Below are 24,778 nucleotides of genomic sequence, written 5' to 3'. Positions count from 1 at the left end.
TCGCTAGGAGGCCGCAATGAACCCCATGCCTCACCACTTCGTCGCCCGACACGAACTGTGGCGCCAGCGGGACGACGTTTGCTGTGCCCGGAACGACTACATCAGAAGGGCGCTCGACGAGATCGCCCAAGACCACCGCACCTCGAGGGCGCGGATGAGGCGCGGGCGGGTCTCCCGGGGCTCGATGACCTCGAGGTGCTGCGGGAGCAGCGACGCCTGGCGCGAACTCCTCACCGACCCAACGGGCACGACCTCCGCCACACACGAGGCGGTCACGAACAGCCACTCCGCGCGACCTCTGCCCATCAAGGACGCGGACGAGCGGCGCGGTAGGGGCGAGCTGAACTGTCACGTCGACCCCGTTCAGGTCATCGATTCGGGGCAGCGGATCGTGCCGCCACGCCCCATGCGGGGGGCGGGCGACGAGTGGGAGTCCATTGCCGCCGGATGCCGCGGCCCCGAGGGGGGCCCCAGTCTCCATGCCCGGATTGCCACGCGTCGGCCATGAGCGAACCCGAACTCCCGCCACGGGACCTTCCGCTCATCGTCGAGAACCTCCTCCTGCAGGCCAAGCGGCTTGCCGATGCAGGCGCACCGACCGAGGGGATTGAGAAGATCCTCGAGCACGTCGCCGCCCTGCGAGAAGGCCGCGGCTGATGGCTGGCTACCGCAGGCCCGTCGGCGAGGCAGAACGAACCGCAGCTGCGGAAGCTCGGCAGGCGGCGCTGGACAAGCTCCATGGCCAACTCAGCGACGGCATCCTCGCCCTCAACGATCCGCAGGCCTGGCAGGTCTGGCTGAAGTTCTCCAGCAAGTTCCACCGCTACTCCTTCGGGAACTCACTTCTCATCATGCTTCAGGACCCGCAGGCCACGCATGTCGCCGGCTACCAAGCTTTCAAGGCCATGGGCCGCCAGGTGCGCCGCGGCGAGACTGGCATCAAGGTCCTCGCCCCGATCACTCGCCGAGAACCCCGCCTCGACGACGCCGGCCAACCGGTGCGCGACGACCAGGGCCGAGTCGTGCACCGGACACACGTCGTCGGGACGAAGGCTGTCACGGTGTTCGATGTAAGGCAGACGGACGGGCCCCCGTTGCCCGACCCCAAGATCGGCGAGGCGACCCTTCTCACCGGGCAAGCCCCCGTCGGACTGTGGGATCGCCTCCAAGGCCTCCTCGAGGAACGGGGATTCGACGTGCGCCGCGGCGCGGACCTCGGGGGGCCGAACGGCTACACCGACTTCGGCCGGAGGCTCGTCATGGTTCGCGATGACGTCGACGACGCCCAGGCCGTCAAGACCCTCGCCCACGAAGCCGGTCACGTGCTCCTTCACGAGGACCAGGGCAGCCGCGACTGCCGGGGGATCCTCGAAGTGGAAGCCGAGTCGGTCGCGTACATGGTGACCAGCGCCCACGGGCTCGACTCCAGCCAGTACACCTTCAACTACGTCGCCGGTTGGGCTCTCAACGCGGTGACCGAGCAGCGTGACCTCGCCGACATCCTCCGTAGCACAGGCCAGCGTGTCATTGGCGCCGCAGACCTCATTCTTCAGACCACTCAGCCGGCTCCGACCATCACCGATACCGCGCTCGATGCTCTCGAGAGTGACATCCGAGTTCAGACGGACCCCACGCGCTGGGAGGCAGTCTCCGTCGGCCAGGCCATCACCCCGGAGCCGCGGACCGTGCCTTCGCTGGCGCTGGTCCCCTCAGTGGGCCGCTGACCATGACCATCGCGATGGACGATCTCTGCTCACCTGGCCCATGCGACAGCGTTGCGTCGTCGACGCGGCGCTTGCCGCACGACCTCAAGCGGAACGGTGCCCGCGCCTCCCTGATGCTGCGAGCGATCGGTGTCGGACATGCCAGGCCTCACCGCGCACAGGAGGGAGCCGAACCAGTTCCTGCACGCGTCCCCATCCGCGGGCTCGCCAGTGGGCCCCGCCTATGCTGAAGGGCAGCGATGGACGCGAGATCCGCGGGGATCTGGCGTGCGGAGCGATTCCCCACGTATTCCCCACGGCAAGGTGACGGCATGGCTGAGTCCTATCAAAATACCTTGTCAGGGGGTCATTATCGGCTGATGGAAGAGAGCTTCAACTCCTCTCTCGCGCACAATAGTGCCCCTGACTAGGGCAAATACAGTGAATCGGCGAGAGGTGAAAACCTCTCGTCGATTCTCTGTTTCTGGGGTGTAGCGCCTTTGGCAAGGGGTGATACCTCGGGAAATGGTCCACGTTGCGTTGGAGGAGGGGAGCCTCGCCTTGTTGGTGAGGGCTCATTCCCCACGGTTCCCGACCGTGGTGATAATGCCGGATCCAGGGTCCGCTCGCCTCTGTGGCGCGAGTCGTGACACGATCCTGAAGGTCCACAAACTGGATGCCGAGCCGAGCGGTAGAAGCGCTGCCGGCGGTGGTGGGCCGATTGAGGCTCCGACTGGAGATCACTCCAGGGGCCAGGTGAAGTTCCTGCGCAAGTACGCCGCGTTCACGCTGCCCGTGATCGACGAATCACTCCTCGACCCGCCCGACGAGAGCACCCGCAGCATGCTACTGGAACTCCTCGAACGCCGCTGCGACGCCGTCTCCACCGTGTTCTGCACCCAGCGCGCGAAGAAGGACTGGCACCACAGACTCGGCTCCGGCATCCACGCCCCCGGCCCCCAACCCCACTCCCCGGGCTACTCAACCGCGAAAGCCAACGGCGCTCAGACGGTCAGATACTCCGGCAGTCGGGTCGCCGGCGGCGTGCACGATGTTGTCGACGCCATGCGGCGATGGCCGTGACCGCGATGGCGACTTCGCCGGTGGAGTCGGCGGTGTGCGGCGCGCCGAGGCCGCGGACTAATATCGGCCACTTGAGTCGGCGTCCGGAGGACTCGGCGCCTCCGCCCGAGCCGCAGGGGGCCGACGGATTGACTTGCTGATTCGGGCAACTGGGGTTACGAGGGCTGGTGGTACCCCGTGATCATTCGTGGGGTTGAAATGCGAAGCATGTTTCATGAATACTGTAACATTCGAAGGGGACATCCCTGCTAACGAGGACCTTCACCCACTTGATGGAAGGCCATGCCTGACTATTTCCGCGCTGTCGCACTCGATTTCGACGGCACTCTGACAGACGGTGAGCGACCCGCCCCGGCCGTGCTCGCTGCCCTCGGCGAGGCGCGAGCCGGCGGGCGCCGCCTCGTGTTGGTCACCGGCCGCACACTGCGTCACCTGCGGGCGGGCTTCGCCGATGTGGACAACTGGTTCGACGCAATCGTCGCCGAAAACGGCGCGGTGCTTCACACCCAGGAGGGGTCGCAGGTGCTGGCTCAGCCGATCGATCCCGCGTTGGCCGACGCGCTCGCCCGCCGCGGGGTCCAGGTCGACCGCGGGCAGGTACTCCTAGGCTGCTCGGCGACCCACGACCACCTGGTTCTGGAGGAGGTCCGTCGACTCGGAGCCGACTACCAACTCACGCGGAACCGGGGCGCCCTGATGATCGTGCCAGCCGGCGTCACCAAGGGAACCGGACTGGACGCCGCCCTCGACAACCTGGGCCTGTCCCGGCACTCCACGATCGCCATTGGCGACGCCGAGAACGACCACACCATGCTCTCGCGCTGCGAGATTGGCGTCGCCGTCGCCAACGCCGTCGAGTCCCTCAAGCGCCGCGCCGATATCGTCACGCTTGCCCCGGACGGCAAAGGGGTGATCGAGATCCTGCGGGGTGACGTCATGGCCGGGCGCTCCCACGTGCATCCCGAACGCTGGCAGATCGCGCTCGGAACCTACCTCGACGGCACACCCGCCACCATTCCGGCCTCCCAGGTCAACATTCTTGTGACGGGCGGCACCCGTGCCGGGAAGTCCTATCTGGCCGGGCTCATCGCCGAGCAGCTCATCCGTCTCGCCTACGCCGTGGTCGTCATCGATGTCGAGGGCGACCACACAAGTCTGGCCGACCTGCCTAACGTCGTTCATCTGGGTGGGTACGAGCCCGGTCCTGGAACTGGGCTCGTACGCACGCTGTTGAGTCACCATGGCACAAGCATCGTCGCCGACCTGTCCCAGCTCACCGGGGAAGAAAGACGCAGATGGTACCAGGAGAAACCGCCCCGGCTCGCCGACCTGCGCAGCGACCGCGGCCTGCCCCACTGGGTGCCGATCGACGAGGCCCACGAGTCTCTCGGCCAAGAGAGTCAGAATTCACGCCTGTTCGCACCGGACCGCAAGGGCCACTGCCTCATCACCTACCACCCCACCGAACTCAGTGCTGAGGCTCGGAACAGCATCGACATCCTTGTGTCACTGCAGCCAACTACCCTCGATGCGGAAGACGTGGTCGTCGCCGCCACAACGGCGTTTTGCGGGCTCTCGGTCAACGACGTCCTCGCAGCATTCTCCGTCCTCCCCGCAGGGGCCGGCCTGCTCGTGCGCGCCAGCGAGCCCGGAGTACTGCGCCCCTTCATAGTCGGCCACCGGCGTACCATTCACGAGCGCCACTGGCACAAGTACGCGACGGCGGACCTGCCGGTCCATCGGCGGTTCGTGTTTCGCCGCAGCCGAGAGTCAACTTCCGGTCACGAGGCAGCGAACCTACGCGACTTCCACACTGAGCTGGACGGCTGCGAGGCCGATGTCATCGCTTTCCACGCCGGGGCCCATGACTTCTCCCGCTGGATCCGGGGCGTATTCGGTGATGAACGTCTCGCCGCCGATGTCGAGCAGGTCGAGACCGAACTGAACACCGCCCGCCGCGAGAACGTCGAGGCCTCCAGGCGTCGGCTCCTGGACGCACTCGAGCACCGCTTCCCCGGCTGAGGCATGCTCAGCGAGGGGGGTGCGCCGGCCGTGGCTCGCCGAGACACGGGACCCCCGACGGCAGATGCATTGCAGGGATTGGCCCCGGAAGGTTTCGAAGAGGATTCTGCTGGGCGGCTGCGGCCTACTTCACCGTGAGCGAGAGGACCATCCCTCAATGTTCTCGGGTTAACCAGAGGTGCTGCTTAACCAGAGGTGCTGTCGGTTTTCGGGGCCTTGGTCGTGTAGCAGTCGCTGGGCCCCACAGGAGTAGAGCTGACCAGGTGTGCGAGGCTGAAGGCCAGCAGCGAGCTGATGGCTCGGGCTCCTCATCGTCGATCACCTCTGTGCGGTGCGGCCAGTTGTTCGGCCAGGGTCTCCAGAGCCGAGCCCCTTGATGCCTTGACCAGCACGACGTCCGCAGGACTCAGCCAGGCGGCGGCAGCGGCGGAGGCGGCGGCCCTGTCCGATGCCACGATGGTCTCGACGCCACCGGCTCCGGAGACCAGGTCGTCGGCATGGGCGCCGATCGCGATCAGCCGGTCCACGCCGAGCGCTGCGGCAAGCGCCCCGACCTCGATGTGGGCGGCGGCGGCGCCGGGGCCGAGTTCCAGCATGTCGCCCAGCACCGCGAGGAGGCGCCCGCCGGGTCTACGCAGGGAGGCGAGGGTGCGCAGTGCCGCAGTCATGGACTCGGGATTGGCGTTGTAGGCGTCGTTGATTACGAGCGCCCCGTCCGGACGAGCGCTGAGTTCCATCCGCCAGCGCGAGCGGGCGGTCGCGCTGCCAAGAGCCTGGGCAACCATGGGAACGTCCAGGCCCTGCCCCAGCGCTGCCGCCGCTGCGGCCAGCGCATTGCCCACCTGATGGGCTCCGGTCACCTGCAACGCCACTGGTGCACATCCGCTGGCTGCGCCGCTGGCGTGGAGCATGAAGGTGGGCCGTTGCCTGTCAGCGGCCCCGACCTCCTCGGCCCAGACCCGCAGGTCGCCCCACCCGGGCGCAGCACCGACGGCGAAGGTGGCGATCCGGGCGCTGGTGCGTCCGGCCATCGCTGAGACGAGCGGATCGTCGGCGTTCAGGACCGCCCAGCCTTCTGCGGGCAGCGCCTCCACGAGTTCGCCCTTTGCCTTCGCGATCGCCGAGACCGACCCGAACTGGCCGAGGTGAGCGTGGCCGACGTTGAGCACAATGCCGACGTGAGGCGTCACGATCGCGCACAAGGAGGCGATGTGGCCTCTGCGGCGGGCGCCCATCTCGCTGACCAGGAACCGTGTGGCCGCATCCAGCCGGGTGGCCGTCAGCGGCACCCCGAGCTCGTTGTTCAATGAGCCGACAGGGGCGACCGTGGGGCCGGCGGTCGCCAGCACCTGGGCCAGCAAGTCCTTAGTACTGGTCTTGCCTGACGACCCGGTGATGCCGACGGTGACCAGCCCCGCTGCGACGGCTTCCTCCACAAGTGCCCTTGCCAGGGCCGTCAGCCCGGCCAGGGGGTCAGGCACCACAAGTTGCGGGACCGCCATGGGGCGTTCCTTGCGCACGAGGACGGCCGCGGCGCCAGCCGCGACCGCACCCGCTACGAAGTCGTGACCATCGGCCCGCTCCCCCGGCAGAGCGATAAAGAGGGCGCCGGGGGAGCATGCGCGTGAGTCGATAACCACGTCGGGTCCGACGAGAGAGCCAGGGTCGCCGACGAGCCTGGCCCCCGAAAGCTGGGCCAACCGGCCGACGGTCAGTACATGCATGCGATCAAGCATTCACGAATTCTGTTGCGTATGTCAAGTCGGTCATCACATCACCCTCTCGCGGTGGCGGCGCGTAGCGTCGCCTGACACGCTGTCATGTCTGATGATCGTCGCTGACCGTGGTGCCTCACTGTCAAGTCCCCGGATAGTGGGGGGCCGTGCCTCACATAGTTTTCCCCGTGTAACGGGTTAGCTGGCTCGGGTCTTGAGGACACCGGGGGTGGGTGCTTTCCAGGTGATCTGGTCTTGGAGTCGCCGTGTTTTCCCGGCGGCGAGTCGGGTGAGTTCGTGTTGGATCTCGGTGATGGCGCGGGCGATCGCGGCGGGTTGCAGGGTGGCTTTGTAGGCGGCGAGTTCGGCTTCTTGGGCGGAGCTGAGGACGCCGGCGGCCAGCAGCCGCTGATACGGGGAGCGGGGCTGGTCGTAGAGCCTCTTGCGTCGCCCGATGGTGTCGGTGGACCAGCCGACGGGTTTCTTGGTCGGGGTGAAGAAGTTGAGTCGGTCGTTGACCAGGGTCCAGAGCTGGTTGAGCAGCGTCAGCTCGGTAGGGGTGTCGTAGCGGTGGTAGAAGCCGTAGCGGCGCACGAGGTGGTTGTTCTTCGACTCGATGGTGGCCTGGTCGTTCTTCTTGTAGGGCCTTGAGCGGGTGAAGAACACGTCGCGTTGGCCGGCCCAGTCGATGAGTTGGTGGTTGATGAACTCAGAGCCGTTGTCGCTGTCGATGCCGGTCACGGCGAACGGTACCTGGTCGATGAGCAGGTCGAACGCGCTCCGGATGTGGATGTGGGCGTTGTTGCGGATCGCGTGGGTGAAGGTCCAGCCGGTGTGCATGTCGGTGAAGTTGACGCTGCGGGCGAACTCTCCTTGCAGGGTGGGGCCGCAGTGGGCGACGGTGTCGACCTCGAAGAACCCGGGTTCGGCTTCGACCTCGTCACCGGCTTTGCGGATCTGGATCGAGTTGCGAAGCAGGCTTCCCTGCCTCGTGGCGGACTTCCCGCGGAGTGGGTCTGTGGCTCGGGCAGGGGCCAGGTAGCGGTCGATCGTGGCCGGCGACATCGACTCGAGTTCGGCTCTGACCTCAGCGCTGTACCGATCCTGGCCGGAGACCAGGGAGCCTTCGGTTTCCATTGCGTCGAGCCAGTCGGTCATCGCAACAGCGAGGTACTTGCCGCAGCTGCCCCCGGCAGTGGCCCAGACCAGTTGAAGGACCTTGATCGCATCGTAGGAGTACTTCCGCGGTTTGGTCTTGCGGCGGTCGATCACTGCGACGGTGGCAACCGCCCGACCGGGGGCCTGTTTCAGCCGGGCGACCAGCTGTTGACGGGCGTGATCACGGTTCCAGCCGGTGACCTCGACCACGTGGTCCAGGATCACGCTCTTGCCCTTCCTCGGGGCCGCGGCGTAGGCCTGGGCGTACTTCTTCGTGACTTCGAACCGGGCTGCCATCGACAGCTTCTCCTCAACCTCCACACCCCATCGTGGCCAGCCTCCACGTTCGCGGGGAAAAGTGTGTGAGGCACGGCCCCTACGTACGCGGGGACTATGTGTGAGTCTCGTCGCTGACTTGACGTGAAGACACTTCTCCTGTTTCATGGGACGGGAAGGGGAGTAATCCTCGCTCCGCATCGTCAATACGGTCCCGCCGCGGGATCCGGTGCGCAGGGCCGACAAGGCCGATGAGACCTTCACGAATTTCGTGGAGGTCTTTGTCATGAATGTTCCTTGGTGGGCGTGGTTCGCGGTCTTGGGTGTGATCCTGGTGATGCTTGCCGTGGACCTGATCGCCCACCGCAAAGCCCACGTGATCGGCGTGCGTGAAGCCGCCCTCTGGTCGGTTGTGTGGGTGACGATCGGTGTCGCCTTCGGTGTGCTTGTGTGGGCGCTTTGGGGGGCCGAGTTCGGGCAGCAGTATTTCGCCGGGTACCTGATCGAGAAATCCCTCGCCGTAGACAACGTGTTCGTCTGGGCGATCATCTTCGCCGCGTTCGCGGTCCCGCGCGAGTTTCAGCACCGAGTGCTGTTCCTGGGCGTTCTCGGTGCACTGGTCTTCCGCGGGATCTTCATTGCCGCAGGCGCCGCGTTGATCGAGAACTTCTCCTGGATACTCTACGGTTTCGCCGCGTTCCTGATCTACACCGGGTGGCGAATGTTCCGCTCCCGCAACGATCACGTCCACCCCGAGAAGTCCCGCATCCTCAAGGTGTTCCGCCGGTTCGTGCCGATGACCGACGCGTACCACGGCCAGAAGTTCCTGATCCGCAAGGCAGGGCTAGCAGTGGCGACTCCGCTGCTGGCGGTGCTGGTGCTGGTGGAGATCACGGACATCATCTTCGCGGTGGACTCGATCCCGGCAATCTTCGCCGTGACCAGCGAACCGTTCCTGGTGTTCACCGCCAACGCGTTCGCGATCCTCGGACTGCGGGCGATGTACTTCCTCCTCGCGGACCTGATCCATCGGTTCGTCTACCTCAAGATCGGACTCTCGTTCGTCCTGATCTGGGTGGGCATCAAGATGCTGCTCCTAGATGTGCTCTACATTCCCACGACAATCAGCCTCGCCGTCGTCGCGACCATCATCACTGTGTCTATCGTCGCAAGCCTCCGCGCCACCCGCGGCCAAGGCCGACGCGAAGTGCAGGCCGAGGCGGCAGGGGCGTTCCGGATCGCCACCGACGAGGAACTTGCCGCCGTCGAGCCGCTCTTCCGCCGCCGTGCACTTGTGCCCGCTGGGAGCCGGAACGATCGCTCCGTCGACTGACCGGGACACCTGCCGCTGCGATCGAGAAGCCACACCCGCGGCGACCCGACACACCATCCCTCAGCCAGTCTGAGAAGGCAAACCCGCCGGCTCTGAGAACTGGTTGGCCGAACCGTCGACGACACTCCACCGCCCAGTACCAGACGCCACGACCGGAGCACGGCTCACCCGCCGCGCTCCGCCGATAGCCGCATCACCCGCCCGCACCGAAGGGAACGCTCATGAACTTGTTCGACCTCCTCAGCGGCCTGGCTTCCCAGGCTCTCAATAAGACCCCGGCCCCAGCGCAGGCTCCCGGCAACGAGCCCCGAGACTGGAAGAGCAGGCTGCGGGGTACCGTGAACACGCTCATCGGCAACGCGCCAGTCCCCACGGCAGCGGCATCCGCGCAGCCGCCGGTCGCACCGCCCGCCGCGACCCAGGCAGCACCCTCGAGTTCGGTTGGACTGACCCCACCGCCGCCGGATCACCACACGGCCGAGCGTGCCGCGGTGGCTCGCTACGAGTACCTGCTCCGCACCGCCGAACCCACCCAGCTGGAGCGGATCCATGCAGACGTGTTCGCACGCCTCACTCCCGCAGAGCGCGACCAGCTCCACACGCGCCTTGGCATCGAATTACCTCGTGGCGAGCAGCCGCGCACATCGCAACCGGCCGACCTTGCCCGCACCGCCACCCGCGCCGAAGCCGCTCGGCCCGGCTTACTGGCCGGGATCCTCGCCCGCACCCCTCGACCCGGCGCCGCCATGACCGGGCAGAGGGTCGGGGTGGCCGCTGCCGGTGCGGCAGGAGGGCTCCTGATCGCCGTCGCGGGGGGCGCGGCCATCAGCGCCGTCGCCGCCCCGCTCCTCGCCGAAGCCCTGACCGCGGGTGTCGATTTTGATGCCCTTGCCGGCTCGATCGACCTGGAAGGCTTCACCGGCGGTCTCGAGGACCTCACCGCCGGGGCCGCTGACCTGGCCGGCGGGGCAAGCGATATTGCTGCGGGGGCAACCGAGCAGGTCGCCGGATTAGGAGAGGACATCACTGGCTTCGGGGAGCAGCTCTCCAACCTTGAGATTCCCGGCTGGGGAAGACTCTTCGGGAGTTGAGCGGCGCCAACCAGGCCCAGCACGTCAATCGCTGGCCGGGCAACAGACACCCACCGAGTCGCTCGTTGAGCCAGTGGTCCAGCGGATTGCCCCGACGAGAGCACCCGCAGCATGCTCGTGGTACTCCTCGAGCGCCGCTATGACGCCGTCTGAACCGTGTTCTGCACCCAGTACGCGAAGAAGGACTGGCACCACGGGCTCGGCTCCGGTGTCCACGCTGCCGCGATCATGAACCGCGTCGTCCACAACACCATCAGGATCGAGACCGGCGGCACCAACATGCGCGAACACACCGCCACCGCATGAGCCACAGCCGGTGAGCGTCACCCGACCACCGGTGGCGCTCACCGGCACTACCCCACAGCGCCCAACCCCACTGCCCAGTGGCGCTGGGACGGAGCGGGCCACGGATCAGGGGAGATCAGCTTGAATCGCGGCGTTCCAGGACTGCAGCGAACGCACCCCCGGGGTTCCTTGGCGCAGGGATTCGACGCCCTGCACGCACGCCGCGAGGGCCTGGGTCGTGGTGACGCAAGGCACGCCGGCGCGGATGGCCGCGCCGCGAATCTCCCAGCCGTCCTGTCGGGGGCTGCCATGGAGCGAGTGGCCGTGCGGCGTGTTGACCACGAGGTCGATCTCGCCTGCCGCGATGGCCTGCACCACCGTCAGCTCACCGTTGGGACCTGGACCTTGCGACGCTTTCCGGAGCACAGTGACCGCAACATCGTGGCGACGCAGCACCTGTGCCGTGCCCTCGGTGGCCAGGATCCGGAACCCGAGGTCGGCGAGCCTCTTGATCGGGAAGATCGCGTGCCGCTTGTCGCGATTCGCCACCGAGACGAACACCGTCCCAGTCGTGGGAAGAGCGGAGAACGACGCGGCCTGGCTCTTGGCAAAGGCGGGGCCAAAGGCCGCATCGAGCCCCATGACCTCGCCTGTGGATCTCATCTCCGGGCCGAGCAGCGGATCGACGCCGACGCCCTCGGGGCTGCGGAACCGGTTGAAGGGCAACACGGCTTCCTTCACGGCGATCGGTGCCGACGCGAGCGCCGTCGCGCCGTCTCCCCCGGATCGGAGCATTCCCTCTGAGCGGAGTTCGGCGATCATCGCGCCGAGTGAGATTCGGGCTGCGGCCTTGGCCAGCGGCGTGCCGGTGGCTTTCGAGACGAAGGGCACGGTCCGCGATGACCGCGGGTTGGCCTCAAGCACGTAGAGCACATCGCCGAGCAGCGCGTACTGAATGTTGATCAGGCCCTTCACCCCGATCCGTTTGGCGATGATCTCGGTGGAGCTGCGAATCTGGTCGATGGTCTCGGTACCGAGGGTAATCGGAGGAAGGGTGCACGCCGAGTCGCCGGAGTGGATGCCGGCCTCCTCGATGTGTTCCATCACGCCGCCGATGTAGAGCTCCGTCCCGTCGAAGAGCGCATCGATGTCGATCTCGATCGCGTCGTCGAGAAACCGGTCCACGAGCACGGGGTGCGAGGGGTCGATCTCGGTTGCGCGTTGGATGTAGCTCACCAGTGAGGCGTCGTCGTAGACGATCTCCATGCCGCGCCCGCCCAGCACGTAGCTGGGACGAACCAGCACGGGGTAACCGATCGTGTGGGCGACCGCCAGCGCCTGTCCGGCGGAGACGGCCGTGCCGTGCTGGGGGGACAGCAGGCCCGCGGCGCTGAGGAGGGCGCCGAATTCTCCGCGATCCTCCGCCAGGTGGATGGCCTCTGGCGACGTGCCCACGATGTGGACTCCGCGGTCTTTGAGCGCCTGTGCGAGCTTGAGCGGCGTCTGCCCGCCCAGCTGCACGAGGACGCCCGCCACGGGCCCGGCCGCGAGCTCGGCATGGACCACCTCCAGCACGTCCTCCAGCGTCAGGGGTTCGAAGTACAGCCGGTCGGTGGTGTCGTAGTCGGTCGAGACCGTCTCGGGGTTGCAGTTGACCATCACCGTCTCGTAGCCGGCGTCCCGCAACGCCATGGCCGCGTGCACGCACGAGTAGTCGAACTCGATGCCTTGCCCGATCCGGTTGGGACCGCTGCCCAGGATAATGACGGCGGGCCGGGCGCGGGGCTCGACCTCGGTCTCCTCGTCGTAGCTGGAGTAGTGGTACGGCGTCCGGGCCGCGAACTCGGCGGCACAGGTGTCGACCGTCTTGTACACGGGCCGGATGCCGAACGCCCAGCGGAGGCCACGGACAACGTCAGGGCTGAGATTGCGCAGGTCGGCGATCTGATCGTCGGAGAGGCCGTGTCGCTTGGAGAGCCGCATGAGACCGCCCGTCAGCTCTGGGGCCGAGCACACCTGGTCGGCCGTCTCGCGGATCAGCTGCAGCTGGTCGACGAACCACGGATCGATCCGGGTTGCTTCTACCACCTGTGCCGAGGTGGCGCCGGCACGAAGCGCCTGCATGATGAGGGCGAGGCGGTGGTCGTGCGGTCGGGCGATGCGGCGCAGCAGCTCGTCCACGCTCTCGATGATCGGGCGAGTGAAGTCGAAGAGAGCCGCCGGGTCCTCCAGCGAGCGCAGAGCCTTGCCGAGTGCTTCGGTGAAGCTTCGGCCGATGGCCATGGCCTCGCCCACTGACTTCATGTGCGTGGTGAGGGTGCTGTCAGCGGTTGGGAACTTCTCGAACGCGAAGCGCGGGCACTTGACCACGACGTAATCCAGCGACGGTTCGAACGAGGCGGGCGTCTCGCCGGTGATGTCGTTGGGGATCTCGTCGAGGGTGTAGCCCACCGCCACCTTCGCTGCGATCTTCGCGATCGGGAAGCCGGTGGCCTTCGAGGCCAGCGCCGAGGATCGGGAGACCCGCGGGTTCATCTCCACCACTATCAGCCGCCCGTCGACAGGGTTGAGTGCGAACTGGACGTTGCAGCCGCCAGTTTCGACGCCGACCGCCCTGGTCACCGCGATGGCCACGTCGCGCATGGCCTGGTACTCCCTGTCTGTGAGCGTCATGGCGGGGGCCACCGTGATGGAGTCCCCGGTGTGCACGCCCATGGGGTCTAGGTTCTCGATGGAGCACACGATCACGACGTTGTCCGATCCGTCGCGCATGACTTCGAGTTCGAACTCTTTCCAGCCGATGATCGACTCCTCGATCAGCACCTCGGTGACCGGCGACGCCGAAAGTCCTGCCCCGGCGATCCGGATCAGTTCCTCCTGGTTGTAGGCGATGCCGGAGCCGAGCCCGCCCATGGTGAAGCTCGGCCGGACCACGATGGGGTATCCGAGGATCCCCGCGGCGGCAAGGACTTCGTCCATGACCTGGCAGATTCGCGAGCGTGCCACACCGGCGTCAGCGCCGGGCACCTTGAGTGAGGTGACGATCTGGTTGAACTCCAGCCTGTTCTCCGCCTTTTCGATGGCGTCGACGGAGGCGCCGATGAGTTCGACACCGTAGCGGTCGAGCACCCCGTTCTTGAACAGGGTCATGGCGGCGTTGAGTGCGGTCTGGCCTCCAAGCGTCGCGAGCAGCGCGTCGGGGCGCTCCGCGGCGATGATCTGTTCGAGGTACTCGGGCCTGATCGGTTCTATGTAAGTTGCGTCGGCGTACTCGGGGTCGGTCATGATGGTGGCCGGGTTGGAGTTGACCAGGATCACCCGGAACCCCTCCTCGCGCAACACGCGGCAGGCCTGCGTGCCGGAGTAGTCGAACTCGCACGCCTGCCCGATGACGATCGGCCCGGAGCCGATCACCATGATCGAGGAGATGTCGGTGCGACGGGGCATCAGGCGTCCCTTCCTGCCATGACGTCGACGAAGCGGTCGAACAGGTAGTCGGCGTCGTGCGGTCCGGCGGCTGCCTCCGGGTGATACTGAACAGCGAAGGCAGTCAGTCGGCCGGAAGAGTCACGCAACTCCAGGCCCTCGACCACATCGTCGTTGAGACAGACGTGGGAAACTCGTGCGGTTCCCCAGCGGGTGGACACGGACTGGCCCAGAGGGGCATCGACGGCGAAGCCGTGGTTCTGCGCGGTGATCTCCACCGTGCCCCTGGCCAGGTCCATCACCGGCTGGTTGATGCCGCGATGGCCGTACTTCAGCTTGTAGGTGCCGAAGCCGAGTGCGCGACCGAAGATCTGGTTGCCGAAGCAGATCCCGAAGTAGGGCAGCCCCGCATCCAGAATCTCGGTGAGAAGGTCCACCGCACGCCCGGCTGCCGCCGGGTCGCCGGGCCCGTTGGAGAAGAAGACTCCATCGGGACCCACTGCGGTGATGTCGTCGAGGGTGCTCGCAGCAGGCAGGACGTGCACCTCGATTCCTCGCTGGGCGAGCCGGGTGGCGGTCATGTCCTTGATGCCGAGATCGATCGCGGCGACTGTGAAGCGCTTCCTGCCCACTGCCGGGACGACCTGCTTCGAAGCCACTGTGACATCGGCCACGAGGTCCGCCCCCAGCATGGGCTGCGTCTCCAACACCCGCGCAAGCAGTTGCTGGGGGTCGGTCTCGATCGTGGAGACGCCCACCCGCATCGCGCCGTTGTCACGGATGTGGCGCGTCAGCGCCCGCGTGTCGAGGTCGGCGATGCCGACGATCCCTTGCCGCCGCAGTTCGTCGTCCAGGGAGCCGCTGGCGCGCCAACTCGAGTGGATCCGTGAAGGGTCGCGGACCACGTAACCGGCCACCCAGATCCTGCGCGACTCATTGTCCTGGTCGTTCCATCCGGTGTTGCCGATGTGGGGAGCCGTCGCGATCAGGACCTGGCGGTGGTAGCTGGGATCGGTGAGAGTCTCCTGGTAGCCCGTCATGCCTGTGGAGAAGACGGCCTCCCCGAAAGTCTCTCCAGCGGCACCGAACGACGTGCCGCAGAAGAACCGCCCGTCCTCCAAGACCAGCAATGCTGGCATCGGAAAACGAGCGGTCCCTGCGTAAGCCTCGCTGGAGCTGCCCTGAGCAGGGGGGGTGCTCATGCGATCTGTTCCAGGAGGCTGGTCTCAACGTCGTACAGGAAGCCTCCGACCCTAACCCGGTCAGAGAGCAACGGGTGCTGCCGCAGCAGTGCGACATCGGCGTGGATCCGGCCATGCTGGTCCGGGTCCGCCCCGATGGGCAGGGTGCCGAGGTCCGCACCGGTCGTCTCCGACACGCGCCGACGGATCGCATCGTCGTCGCCGCTGGCCATGGCACAGCGGGTGTGTTGGACGATCAGGATGCGGTCCACGTTGAGAAGGTGTGCGGCCAACACGCATCCGGTGAGCGCGTCCACTGTGACATGGCCCCCAGGCGTGCGCATGATCTTGGCCTCGCCCAGTGTCAGGCCCAGCATCTCCAAGGGCTCCAGGCGTGAGTCCATGCATGTCACGATGGCGATCCCTGCGTGTGCGATGCCGTCGAAGGGGCGGGGCCCGGACCTCGCGTAGCGCTGGTTCGCAGCGATGAGATCGCCAAAGAAGTCCTCGTCCATGGTCAGAACAATAGCGACTTGACACGCGAATTGCAATTCCGGAAACTAGGAGCAGTAGAAAGTCCAGTGCGAGGCGGGGGCAGGCCGACCGCAACGCCCGATCGCGAGAGATGGGGGCATGGGTAAGTCAACTCTTCGCCCTGTTCGGCGTCCCGCGAGTCACGTTCGCTTCACCAGCCCCGCTCACCATCGCCACGAAGTCGGCGACCCTGACGCCGCGCTCCAGGTTGTGGCGCAGATGGGTATCGGGAGCGAGGCGATACTCATTTCGCCGTCCCGACTTTTCCTTGATCACGTAACCCTGCGTCACCAACTCACCGACGATCTGCTGCACGGCGCGTTCAGTGATACCCACCTGCTGCGCGATGTCTCGCATCCGCGCAGTAGGGGTTCTGGCCAGGGCCACGAGGACGTGGCCGTAATTGGAGAGAAAGGTCCAGTCGCCAGGTGCCATAGTGGAGCATGATACCCGATTCTTCATTCACGAAATAGAGAGGTACCAATGATCAATCCCCTTGCCGAGGCGATCCACCTTGACCAGGATCCGTACGGTCTTGACCGGCTCCTGGAAGCCGACATCGACATCCTCACACAACTGCATGAGCAGGTGCTCCACGAGTGGGGAGCCGGCGCGCTCGCCACGCTTATGCGGCAAGTGCAGGACTCTGCGGCACGGGCCGCCGATGGCGGCGACCCCGAGGAGCCTGGCCGGATCGTCGGGGCACTGACCGCTACTCAGGCGCTTCAACTCGCGCAGGCCCTGACAGTTCACTTCCACCTGATCAACCTCAGCGAGGAGCGGTACCGCTCCAGGCTCATTCGCGGGACACACTCCGAGGTGGCGGGCACTGCGCCGGACGTGTGGCCGGCGGTGGCTGCACTCGGCCCCGCGGCGGCTCGGGTGAAGAACCTCCGCATCCATCCGGTGCTGACCGCACACCCCACGGAAGCTCGCAGGCGCGCTGTCTCCTCAGCCCTACACCGGATCGCCGAACAGCTGGACCGCTACGACGATCCGAGCTCCGGCTCACAAGAGTGTCGGCGGACACGGAAAAATGCCCAGTGACGGTCATGTAGTTGCCCGCTGGCGGTCATGAAATCTGCCCGGTGGTGGCCATGGGATCTGCCCGACACGACATCCGTTGCCTGCCGCGTCCGCGGTCGGCGTCCCTTCCTCGAGTGCGATGAGTGGTGCTGAAGCACTGTTCGTCACCCGGGAAGGGACATCTTGAAGTCTGCCGAGGAAATCATGGAAATCTTGGATGCTTACGATCTGACCGGGTCGTTGCGTGACACCGCCGAGTTGGTGGGGTGTTCCCATCACACGGTGAAACGCTATGTGGAGGCCCGCGACAAGCTGGGTGGCCCGCCGTCGGGGACGGCCCGCCGGCCGCAGTTGATCGACGACTACCTGGAGAAGGTCGAGGAGTGGGTCGAGCGGTCGAAGGGGAAGGTCCGCGCCGACAGGGTCCACCAGAAGCTGGAGTGGCTGGGCTACACCGGCTCGGAGCGCACCACCCGCCGAGCGGTCGCGGCCGCGAAGACCGCGTTCCGGGTCGGGAACCGCCGGGTTCATCGGCCGTGGGTGACCGAGCCCGGGATGTGGTTGCAGTACGACTACGGCGACGGGCCGTTGATCGACGGGGTCAAGACGGTCCTGTTCGTCGCCTGGGTCGCGTGGTCGAGATTCCGGGTGGTGCTGCCGCTGCGGGACAAGACCCTGCCCTCGGTGTTCGCCGCCTTGGATGTCACGTTCCGCCGGATCGGGGGCGTCCCGACGTATGTGTTGACCGACAACGAGAAGACCGTCACCAGTGAGCACATCGCCGGGATCCCGGTCCGGAACCAGCAGCTGGTCGCCTTCGCCTCGCATTATGCGGTGACGGTTCACACATGTGTTCCGGCGGACCCGGCGAGCAAGGGCGGCACCGAATCATCGGTGAAGCTCGCGAAGGCCGACCTGGTGCCCACCGACGCCAACCTGCGCGACGCCTACGACACGTTCGCCGACCTCGAAGCCGCCTGCGAGGCGTTCTGCGACTTGGTCAACGCCCGCCCGCATCGGGTCACCCGCCGGGCCCCGGCCGAGATGCTGGCCGAGGAACGCCCACGGTTGCATCCTGTCGCCGCGGCGCCGTTCACGGTCGCGTTCGGGACCACGAGGGTGGTGCCGGACAACACGCCGATGGTGAACTTCGAACACGGCCAGTACTCCGTCCCTCACCGGCTCTGCGGCGAGACGGTCTGGGTCCGCGTCCACGGCCGCGGCGCGGATGAGCAGATCGTGATCTGCCACCTCGACGACGCGGGCCCGGTCGAGGTCGCCCGCCACCGACGCGCCACCCCAGGCACGCCGATGCTTGAGGGGCTGCATTTCCCGCCCGCCCCGGCCGGGGCCCTGGAGCGGTCACCCAGGGCGAAGACGGTCGCTGACACCGAGTTCCTCGCCCTCGGTGAAGGGGCGCGGATCTGGCTGGTCGAGGCCGCTCACGCGGGCACCGGGAAGATGCGGGTCAAGATGGCCGCCGCGGTCCAGCTGGCACGCCTGTTCAACCCCGCCGACGTCGACTGGGCCTTGGGGCATGCCGCCGTCCACGGCCGCTTCGCCGAGGCCGACCTCGCCTCCATCCTCGACCACCACCGCAGCCGACCCCACCCCCAACAGCTGCAGGCCAGCGAGGACCAGTCCCTGACCCAAGGCACCCGCGGCTGGGCCACCTACGGCACCAACCCCGCCCAGGAGATCGCCTCATGACCGCACCGAAGGTCGCCGTCCCCGTCGCGGGAGTCCCGGTCGCCCCGCCGCTACCGGCCGATCTGGAAGGCCTGCTGCGCCGGATGCGGTTGCCCTACATGCGGGCCCAGGCACCTGACATCCTCGCCACCGCCCGAGCGCAACGCTGGGACCCCGCCGAAATCATCAAGGCCCTCCTCATCGAAGAGGTCACCGGAAGGGAACGCTCCGCGCTCGCCACCCGCCGCACCGCCGCCGGGTTCCCCACCGGGAAAACCTTCGACGCCTGGCAGCCGACCGCCTCATCGATCCCGGCCCCCACCCAACAAGCACTCCGGACCCTGGAATGGGTCGGTCGGCGGGAGAACCTCGTCGTCTGCGGCCCCTCCGGCACCGGGAAGACGTTCTTCCTCGAAGCACTCGGCCAACACGCCGTCGAACAAGGACTACGCGTCGCCTGGTTCACCCTCGAAGACCTCGGCCTCCTGCTGCGCCGGCACCGCGCCGACGACACCGTGTCGAAAGCCATCGCCCGGATCCTGCGCGCCGACGTCGTCGTCGTCGATGACATCGGCCTGCTGCCCGTGTCCCACGACGCCGCCGAGGGCCTCTACCGCTTGGTCGACGCCGCCTACGAGAAACGCTCCGTCGCGATCAGCTCCAACCTCCACCCCGCCGGCTTCGACGAACTCATGCCCAAAACGCTGGCCACCGCCACCGTCGACCGGCTCCTCCACCACGCCCACGTCTGCCAAACCAGCGGCGACAGCGTCCGCCTCACCCAAGCACTCGCCGGCCGGGGGGTGACCCCCTTGCACTAACCACGCCCTCGACCGAGGTGGATGGCCAACAACCCCCTGGGGCAGATCCCATGGCCACCACCGGGCACTTCTCGTGACCGCTACCGGGCAGGTTTCATGTCCGCCTCCGGGCAGAAACCAGTGGCCCTTGACACAAGAGCGGGATTTTGCTCAGCGCCGGATGCTGGAGGAGATCGACATCCTCAGCCGAACCTCCCCCCTGCGCACCGCACCACCACAACCCTCGGACGAGGTTCGCACCGTGATGTCCGTGTTCGACCAGACGCTGTTTCAAGCGGTGCCACGGTTGTACCGCACTGTCGAGTCCGCGATCGCCGACGGGGAGCCGGGCCGGTGTCGTCCGTCGGTTCCCGGCTTCCTGCGGTTCGGTTCCTGGGTGGGCGGTGACCGTGACGGTAACCCGTTCGTCACAGCCGAGGTCACCCGGCAGACCATGACCATCCAGGCGGAATGTATCCTCACGGCGCTCACCACCGCGGCGGAACGCGTGGCCCGCACCCTCACGATGAGCGAGGAGGCCAGCCCCCCGTCGCCCGAGCTGGCCAATGCGCTGGCCCGTGATGCGGTCACGGCGCCGGAGATCTTCCAATCGATCCGCAAGTCCTCTCCGGGAGAACCGCACCGGCAGAAACTGCTCTTTGTCGCCACCAGGCTCACCGCCACGCGGGAGGGCCGGATCGATCTTGCCTACCGCGAGCCCGTTGAGCTGGTGGCTGACCTCACGATGATCCAGACCTCCCTGGAGCGGGCGGGAGACACGCGGGCGGCTTTCGGAGAACTCCAGCATCTGGTGTGGCTGGCCGAGACTTTCGGTTTTCACTTGGCCGACCTAGAGGTGCGCCAACACAGCGATGTCCACCGGGCGGTACTCGACGAACTGCTGGGGCAGCTCGACTGGGACCCAGAAGCGCCCGCTGGCCCCACCCGGCTGCAACTACTCGACTCGCTCGCGGTCAACGGGTGGCCGGCCCACGTCCGCGCGCTCAGCGACGCCGCCCGAGAAGTGCTCGACACGCTTCGGGTCATGTCCTGGATTCAGGAGCGCTGGGGGACCCAGTCCTGTGGCCGTCACGTGGTGAGCTTCACCCAGCACGCTCAGCACCTCGTCGCAGTGCGCGCACTTGCCCGCCTCGCGGTAGGGGAGGGCGACCTCAGATTGGACGTAGTGCCGCTGTTCGAAACCGGAGCCGACCTGCACGGGGCCGTCGGCGTCCTTGAGGACTGGATCACGCTGGAGAGCACCCGCAGCTGGCTCGACGACGTGGACCGGCACGTCGAGGTGATGGTCGGCTACTCGGACTCGGCCAAGGACGTCGGACCGGCCAGCGCGACCCTGACTCTCTACCGGGCGCAGACCGAGATCGTGGAGTGGGCACAGCGCAACGACATCCAGCTCACGCTGTTCCACGGCCGAGGCGGATCCCTGGGCCGTGGCGGAGGCCCTGTCCACCGGGCCATCCTGGCCCAGCCGCCGGGCTCGGTCTCCGGCCGGTTCAAGGTCACCGAGCAGGGCGAGGTCATCTTCGCGCGATACGCGGACGTGACCCTGGCGCAGGCGCACCTGGAACGACTCACGTCGGCGGTGCTGCTCGCAGACACCGACGACGTGGTGCACCGCAACCGTGCCGCCGCTGAGGAATTCGACGATGTCGCGACGACCGTGGAGCGGACTTCCCGCGAGACCTACCTCAGCTTTGTGCGCATGCCTGGTTTCGCCGACGTCGTCGCTGAGTCGAGCCCGCTTGAGGAGTTGGGCCGGCTGCGGCTCGGGTCCCGCCCGGCGCGGCGAAGCGGCGCCGAGAAGGGTAGGGATCTCCGTGACTTCCGGGCCATCCCCTGGGTGTTCGCCTGGTCCCAAATCAGGGCAAACGTGCCCGGCTGGTTCGGGCTGGGCTCAGGACTCGCCGCTGTGGGAGACCTCCACCGGTTGCGCGCGGCCTACAGTCAATGGCCGCTGTTCGCCAGTATGATCGACATCGCCGAGATGAGCCTCGCGAAGGCGAACCCGCGCCTGGCGAAGTCGTTCCTCGCGCTCGGCGGGCACGAGGGCGTCACAAGCGCGGTGCTGGAGGAGTTCGAAATGACGCGCAGCCTGGTGCTGGCGATCCTCGAACAGGAGGAGTTGCTGGAGCGCAAGCCCCGGCTCGGTACGCGGATTGCTCTGCGGGCCCCGTCCATCGACGCGCTCAGCCACCTCCAGTTGCGCGCACTGCGCGTCATGCGCGAGGCTGCTCCAGGAGACGACGCCCCTTCGCAGGAGGACCCGGATCTGTGGACCCGGGTCCTGTTGACCACCGTGAACGGAGCAGCGGCCGGGCTGCAGAACACTGGATAGCCGAAGCGGTAACAGGCGCTGCGCTGCTCCCCGCCTTCTCCAATTGGCATCGATCCCACTCAGGGCTCCTCGCCGCCCGGGTCCGGGGCGCCCTCATTGCGGCTGCTCCCACGGGCGAGTTCCTCGAGGTCGTCCGGAGAGGGAGTATCCCGAAGCGGGTCCGACGTCAGTACGGCGCAAGCCCGTGGGATCGGCCATCTGGCGGGACTCGACGTGCTTCCTTTCTATGCACCTCACACCAGGAGACAGACTTGTCCATAGAGAATCTCACCGCTGACAGCCCCGTCGAGACTGATCCCTCCTGGCACGTGATCAGTGTGGAGGACGCTCTGGCCCGGACGGGCTCCCAGGCCTCCGGAATTTCGATGGCGGAGGCCGAGAAGCGCTTGGAGCGCTTCGGCACCAACGAACTGGTAGACCGTGGCGGCAAGCCGGCCTGGAAGATCCTGTGGGAGCAGTTCACCTCGGTGATGGTGCTGATCCTCATCGCGGCCACGGTCTTGTCCCTCATCCTCGGCAAGTTCTTGGAGGCCGGTGCCATCGGCGGGATCGTGCTTCTGTTCGCGCTGCTCGGCTTCTTCCAGGAGTACCGCGCGGAGAAGGCGATCGCCGCGCTTCGCCAGATGACGGTCCCCACCGTGCGGGTGCTGCGCGACGGCGTCACGGTCTCAGTGCCGGCCAGGCAGTTGGTGCCGGGCGACGTGATCCAACTGGACGCAGGCACCGTTGTCCCCGCCGATCTACGACTCGTGGAGGTGGTCTCCCTGAGGATCCAGGAGGCTGCCCTGACCGGCGAGTCCGAGGCCGTGGACAAGAACACCGCACCACTGGCCGGTGCAGACCTTCCCGTCGGGGATCGCATCAACATGGCATTCTCCGGCACCGAGGTCACCTACGGCCGCGGAGTGGGCCTGGTCATCGCCACCGGGATGGGCACGCAGCTGGGCAGAATCGCCGACCTGCTCCAAGGGGTCACGACGGAGCAGACCCCGCTCCAGGCGCGCCTCGACCATGTCGGCAAACAGTTGGCCGTCCTGGGCGTGGTCACCGCCGGTGTGGTTGCGCTCCTTGGCGCGCTAGCCGGCGAGACGTGGAGCAACCTCGTTCTCACCGCCATCTCTGTGGCAGTTGCGGTCATCCCAGAGGGTCTACCGGCCGTCGTGACTTTCACGCTGGCTGTGGGTGCACAGCGGATGCTGCGGCGCAACGCGCTGGTGCGCAAACTGCCTGCGGTAGAGACGCTGGGCTCGGTCACCACCATCTGTTCGGACAAGACGGGCACCCTCACCCAGAACAAGATGACGGTCTCGACGCTCGTCCTGCCCGACGGCGCCTGGACTTTGGGTGGCGATTCGCCGTCGGATGCGGCCCTTGTCGCCTTGGCGGCCGGGGCGCTGTGCAACAATGCCGAACTTCGCCACGTCGACGGGGAGGGGATCGAGACAATCGGCGACCCCACTGAGGCCTGCCTGCTCGAGGCCGCCCAGGCCGGTGGGATCGACGTCGCGTCGTTGCGCACGGTCATGGCGAGGATCGGGGAGTTGCCGTTCGATTCCGAGCGCAAACGCATGAGCACCCGGCACGCGACGCTGGCCGGGCGGGTGGCTGAACTCGCACAGCTGCCACAGGACCTTGATCTCATCTTTGTCAAGGGAGCCGTCGACGGGCTCGTCACGCGCGCCACGGGAGTGTTCGCGGACGGCGCCATCCGGACCTTCGACGATGCGGCACGCGACTGGGTCGAGGACACTAACAAGGACCTGGCCTCCCGTGGCCAGCGGGTGCTGGGCCTCGCCGTGCGGCTCGTTCCTCCGGGCAGCACGCCGGCCGACCCTGAGACCGACCTCGTCCTGCTGGGTGTCGTCGGCATCATCGATCCCCCGCGGCCCGAGGTGGCCGCTGCCGTTGCCATCTGCCAAGGCGCGGGCATCCGGCCGGTCATGATCACAGGCGACCACCCCCTGACCGCGCAGGCCATCGCCCGCGAGCTCGGTATCGGGCGCGACGGGGGCGTGCTGACCGGCGTCGAGCTGGACCGCCTTGACGCCGAGGAGTTCGATCACGCCAGCAGGACGGTGAACGTGTTCGCCCGCGTCTCGCCCGAGCACAAGCTCCGCCTGGTTGACTCGCTGCAGCGTCACGGCCAGATCGTGGCCATGACGGGCGACGGCGTCAACGACGCACCCGCGCTGAAGAAGTCCGACATCGGCGTGGCCATGGGCATCACCGGCACCGACGTCTCGAAGGAGGCCTCGGACATGGTGCTGCGCGACGACAACTTCGCCACCATCATCGCCGCCGTCGAGGAGGGCAGGGTCATCTACGACAACCTGCGCCGGTTCGTCTCGTTCGCCGTGGCCGGAAACCTCGGCAAGATCATCGTCATGGTCGGATGGCCCATCCCGTTCCTCCTCCTCCCCTTCGATGGGACGGCGGCCGTGGCCCTGCTCCCGCTGCAGCTGCTCTGGCTCAACCTCATGACCGACGGCTTGCTGGGCCTCGCGATGGGCAAGGAGCCTGCCGAGTCCACGGTGATGCGCAGGCCTCCGCATGTGCCAGGCGGGAGTCTCTGGACGGGTGGCCTGGGCCGCCGGACCGTGTGGATCGGCTTGGTCACCGGCTTCGTGGCGCTGGGGATCGGTTTCTGGTACCACGAAACCGGCAACCCGGCGTGGCAGTCGATGCTGTTCACCACCCTGGCGTTCCTGCAGATCGGGCAGGCCTTCGCCACCCGGTCCCACCACGACTCGCTCACCACGATCGGGTGGCGCTCCAACACGCTGCTGCTGTGGATCGCCGCACTGGTCCTGGCACTGCAGTTGGCAGCGCTCTACACGCCGCTGGGCGTTTTCCTGAGGCTGGAGCCGCTGGGCGCGGTCGATCTGATGATCGCAGCGGCCACCGGCGTCGGATTGCTGGTGCTGATCGAGAGCGTGAAGGCCGTCGATCGTCGCAGGGGTGTTGGTATCAGCATCGGACGCCACTGAGGCCGGGCTGGTGCAGCGGGCGAGGATCAGGTACCCGTCGTTCCTCACGATCCAGTGTGTCGGTTGCGGTCATCCCGCTCCCTTCCATCGGCATAGAAGGTTGGCGCCAAACT

Annotated in this window: 18 protein-coding genes; 12 read left to right on the top strand and 6 right to left on the bottom strand. The window is 66.9% G+C overall.

Annotated elements, in window-relative coordinates:
• The first annotated feature begins 504 nt into the window (after positions 1 to 504).
• From ACX1D0_RS10715 to ACX1D0_RS10700, 4 genes are all read left to right on the top strand, one after another.
• On the top strand, positions 505 to 657 hold the full coding sequence (locus tag ACX1D0_RS10715; protein ID WP_459017864.1) for a hypothetical protein: 153 nt from the start codon (positions 505 to 507) through the stop codon (positions 655 to 657).
• Positions 657 to 1,724, top strand: coding sequence for an ArdC-like ssDNA-binding domain-containing protein (locus ACX1D0_RS10710; RefSeq protein ID WP_459017863.1), 1,068 nt, complete (start codon positions 657 to 659; stop codon positions 1,722 to 1,724). Before ACX1D0_RS10715 ends, ACX1D0_RS10710 begins: the two co-directional genes overlap by 1 nt.
• 735 nt (positions 1,725 to 2,459) lie before the next feature.
• Positions 2,460 to 2,786, top strand: a complete 327-nt coding sequence (locus ACX1D0_RS10705) for an ATP-binding protein (RefSeq protein ID WP_459017862.1) — start codon at positions 2,460 to 2,462, stop codon at positions 2,784 to 2,786.
• 282 nt (positions 2,787 to 3,068) lie between these two features.
• Positions 3,069 to 4,808 carry an HAD hydrolase family protein gene (locus ACX1D0_RS10700; RefSeq protein ID WP_459017861.1) on the top strand — a complete coding sequence of 580 codons (1,740 nt, stop codon included), beginning with the start codon at positions 3,069 to 3,071 and terminating at the stop codon, positions 4,806 to 4,808.
• A 308-nt stretch (positions 4,809 to 5,116) separates the two neighbouring features.
• Here ACX1D0_RS10700 and ACX1D0_RS10695 read toward each other — a convergent pair whose 3' ends face one another.
• Complete coding sequence (locus ACX1D0_RS10695) at positions 5,117 to 6,532, bottom strand: UDP-N-acetylmuramoyl-tripeptide--D-alanyl-D-alanine ligase (RefSeq protein WP_459020439.1); 1,416 nt, start codon at positions 6,530 to 6,532, stop codon at positions 5,117 to 5,119.
• Between the two features lie 189 nt (positions 6,533 to 6,721).
• Complete coding sequence (locus ACX1D0_RS10690) at positions 6,722 to 7,978, bottom strand: integrase catalytic domain-containing protein (RefSeq protein ID WP_459017860.1); 1,257 nt, start codon at positions 7,976 to 7,978, stop codon at positions 6,722 to 6,724.
• A 265-nt stretch (positions 7,979 to 8,243) separates the two neighbouring features.
• On the opposite strand from ACX1D0_RS10690, the gene ACX1D0_RS10685 reads away from it, so the two are divergent.
• The 3 genes from ACX1D0_RS10685 to ACX1D0_RS10675 all read left to right on the top strand — a co-directional run bounded on the left by ACX1D0_RS10685 (position 8,244) and on the right by ACX1D0_RS10675 (position 10,687).
• Positions 8,244 to 9,290: a TerC family protein gene (locus ACX1D0_RS10685; protein WP_068750368.1), complete on the top strand. Its 1,047-nt coding sequence runs from the start codon at positions 8,244 to 8,246 to the stop codon at positions 9,288 to 9,290.
• Between the two features lie 221 nt (positions 9,291 to 9,511).
• The gene (locus tag ACX1D0_RS10680) at positions 9,512 to 10,381 is read left to right on the top strand and encodes a hypothetical protein (RefSeq protein WP_459017859.1); all 870 of its coding nucleotides are present in this window, start codon (positions 9,512 to 9,514) and stop codon (positions 10,379 to 10,381) included.
• Between the two features lie 156 nt (positions 10,382 to 10,537).
• Positions 10,538 to 10,687 (top strand): hypothetical protein, encoded by a 150-nt coding sequence (locus ACX1D0_RS10675; protein ID WP_269466671.1) that lies wholly within the window; start codon positions 10,538 to 10,540, stop codon positions 10,685 to 10,687.
• A 105-nt stretch (positions 10,688 to 10,792) separates the two neighbouring features.
• On the opposite strand, the gene carB is transcribed toward ACX1D0_RS10675, so the two are convergent.
• The 4 genes from carB to ACX1D0_RS10655 form a co-directional block, all read right to left on the bottom strand.
• Complete coding sequence (gene carB / locus ACX1D0_RS10670) at positions 10,793 to 14,113, bottom strand: carbamoyl-phosphate synthase large subunit (protein ID WP_459017858.1); 3,321 nt, start codon at positions 14,111 to 14,113, stop codon at positions 10,793 to 10,795.
• Complete coding sequence (gene carA, locus ACX1D0_RS10665; protein WP_459017857.1) at positions 14,113 to 15,231, bottom strand: glutamine-hydrolyzing carbamoyl-phosphate synthase small subunit; 1,119 nt, start codon at positions 15,229 to 15,231, stop codon at positions 14,113 to 14,115. Before carA ends, carB begins: the two co-directional genes overlap by 1 nt.
• 59 nt (positions 15,232 to 15,290) lie before the next feature.
• On the bottom strand, positions 15,291 to 15,788 hold the full coding sequence (locus tag ACX1D0_RS10660; RefSeq protein WP_459017856.1) for a beta-class carbonic anhydrase: 498 nt from the start codon (positions 15,786 to 15,788) through the stop codon (positions 15,291 to 15,293).
• A 127-nt stretch (positions 15,789 to 15,915) separates the two neighbouring features.
• A complete protein-coding gene (locus ACX1D0_RS10655; RefSeq protein ID WP_459017855.1) occupies positions 15,916 to 16,242 on the bottom strand; it encodes a helix-turn-helix transcriptional regulator in 327 nt (108 codons plus the stop codon).
• Positions 16,243 to 16,290: 48 nt separating this feature from the next.
• Here ACX1D0_RS10655 and ACX1D0_RS10650 point away from each other — a divergent pair, with 48 nt between their 5' ends.
• From ACX1D0_RS10650 to ACX1D0_RS10630, 5 genes are all read left to right on the top strand, one after another.
• Complete coding sequence (locus ACX1D0_RS10650; protein WP_459017854.1) at positions 16,291 to 16,854, top strand: phosphoenolpyruvate carboxylase; 564 nt, start codon at positions 16,291 to 16,293, stop codon at positions 16,852 to 16,854.
• A gap of 162 nt (positions 16,855 to 17,016) precedes the next feature.
• Positions 17,017 to 18,543 (top strand): IS21 family transposase, encoded by a 1,527-nt coding sequence (gene istA / locus ACX1D0_RS10645; RefSeq protein WP_459017652.1) that lies wholly within the window; start codon positions 17,017 to 17,019, stop codon positions 18,541 to 18,543.
• A complete protein-coding gene (gene istB, locus ACX1D0_RS10640) occupies positions 18,540 to 19,343 on the top strand; it encodes an IS21-like element helper ATPase IstB (protein WP_459017651.1) in 804 nt (267 codons plus the stop codon). The genes istA and istB overlap by 4 nt, the downstream gene beginning before the upstream one ends.
• A 73-nt stretch (positions 19,344 to 19,416) precedes the next feature.
• Complete coding sequence (locus tag ACX1D0_RS10635; protein WP_459017853.1) at positions 19,417 to 21,678, top strand: phosphoenolpyruvate carboxylase; 2,262 nt, start codon at positions 19,417 to 19,419, stop codon at positions 21,676 to 21,678.
• 251 nt (positions 21,679 to 21,929) lie between these two features.
• Positions 21,930 to 24,665 carry a cation-translocating P-type ATPase gene (locus ACX1D0_RS10630; protein WP_459017852.1) on the top strand — a complete coding sequence of 912 codons (2,736 nt, stop codon included), beginning with the start codon at positions 21,930 to 21,932 and terminating at the stop codon, positions 24,663 to 24,665.
• Positions 24,666 to 24,778 lie beyond the last annotated feature (113 nt).

The sequence above is a fragment of the Tessaracoccus pujii genome, from assembly GCF_054483895.1.
This window is presented reverse-complemented; position numbering and strand designations above follow the sequence as displayed.

Excerpts from the sequence above, each read along its gene's own strand:
- ACX1D0_RS10655 (WP_459017855.1), bottom strand. The coding sequence starts at position 16,242 with ATGGCACCTGGCGACTGGACCTTTCTCTCCAATTACGGCCACGTCCTC.
- ACX1D0_RS10685 (WP_068750368.1), top strand. The coding sequence starts at position 8,244 with ATGAATGTTCCTTGGTGGGCGTGGTTCGCGGTCTTGGGTGTGATCCTG.
- carB (WP_459017858.1), bottom strand. The coding sequence starts at position 14,113 with ATGCCCCGTCGCACCGACATCTCCTCGATCATGGTGATCGGCTCCGGG.
- ACX1D0_RS10660 (WP_459017856.1), bottom strand. The coding sequence starts at position 15,788 with ATGGACGAGGACTTCTTTGGCGATCTCATCGCTGCGAACCAGCGCTAC.
- ACX1D0_RS10690 (WP_459017860.1), bottom strand. The coding sequence starts at position 7,978 with ATGGCAGCCCGGTTCGAAGTCACGAAGAAGTACGCCCAGGCCTACGCC.
- ACX1D0_RS10710 (WP_459017863.1), top strand. The coding sequence starts at position 657 with ATGGCTGGCTACCGCAGGCCCGTCGGCGAGGCAGAACGAACCGCAGCT.
- ACX1D0_RS10680 (WP_459017859.1), top strand. The coding sequence starts at position 9,512 with ATGAACTTGTTCGACCTCCTCAGCGGCCTGGCTTCCCAGGCTCTCAAT.
- ACX1D0_RS10700 (WP_459017861.1), top strand. The coding sequence starts at position 3,069 with ATGCCTGACTATTTCCGCGCTGTCGCACTCGATTTCGACGGCACTCTG.
- carA (WP_459017857.1), bottom strand. The coding sequence starts at position 15,231 with ATGCCAGCATTGCTGGTCTTGGAGGACGGGCGGTTCTTCTGCGGCACG.
- ACX1D0_RS10715 (WP_459017864.1), top strand. The coding sequence starts at position 505 with ATGAGCGAACCCGAACTCCCGCCACGGGACCTTCCGCTCATCGTCGAG.
- istB (WP_459017651.1), top strand. The coding sequence starts at position 18,540 with ATGACCGCACCGAAGGTCGCCGTCCCCGTCGCGGGAGTCCCGGTCGCC.
- ACX1D0_RS10695 (WP_459020439.1), bottom strand. The coding sequence starts at position 6,532 with ATGCATGTACTGACCGTCGGCCGGTTGGCCCAGCTTTCGGGGGCCAGG.
- ACX1D0_RS10650 (WP_459017854.1), top strand. The coding sequence starts at position 16,291 with ATGATCAATCCCCTTGCCGAGGCGATCCACCTTGACCAGGATCCGTAC.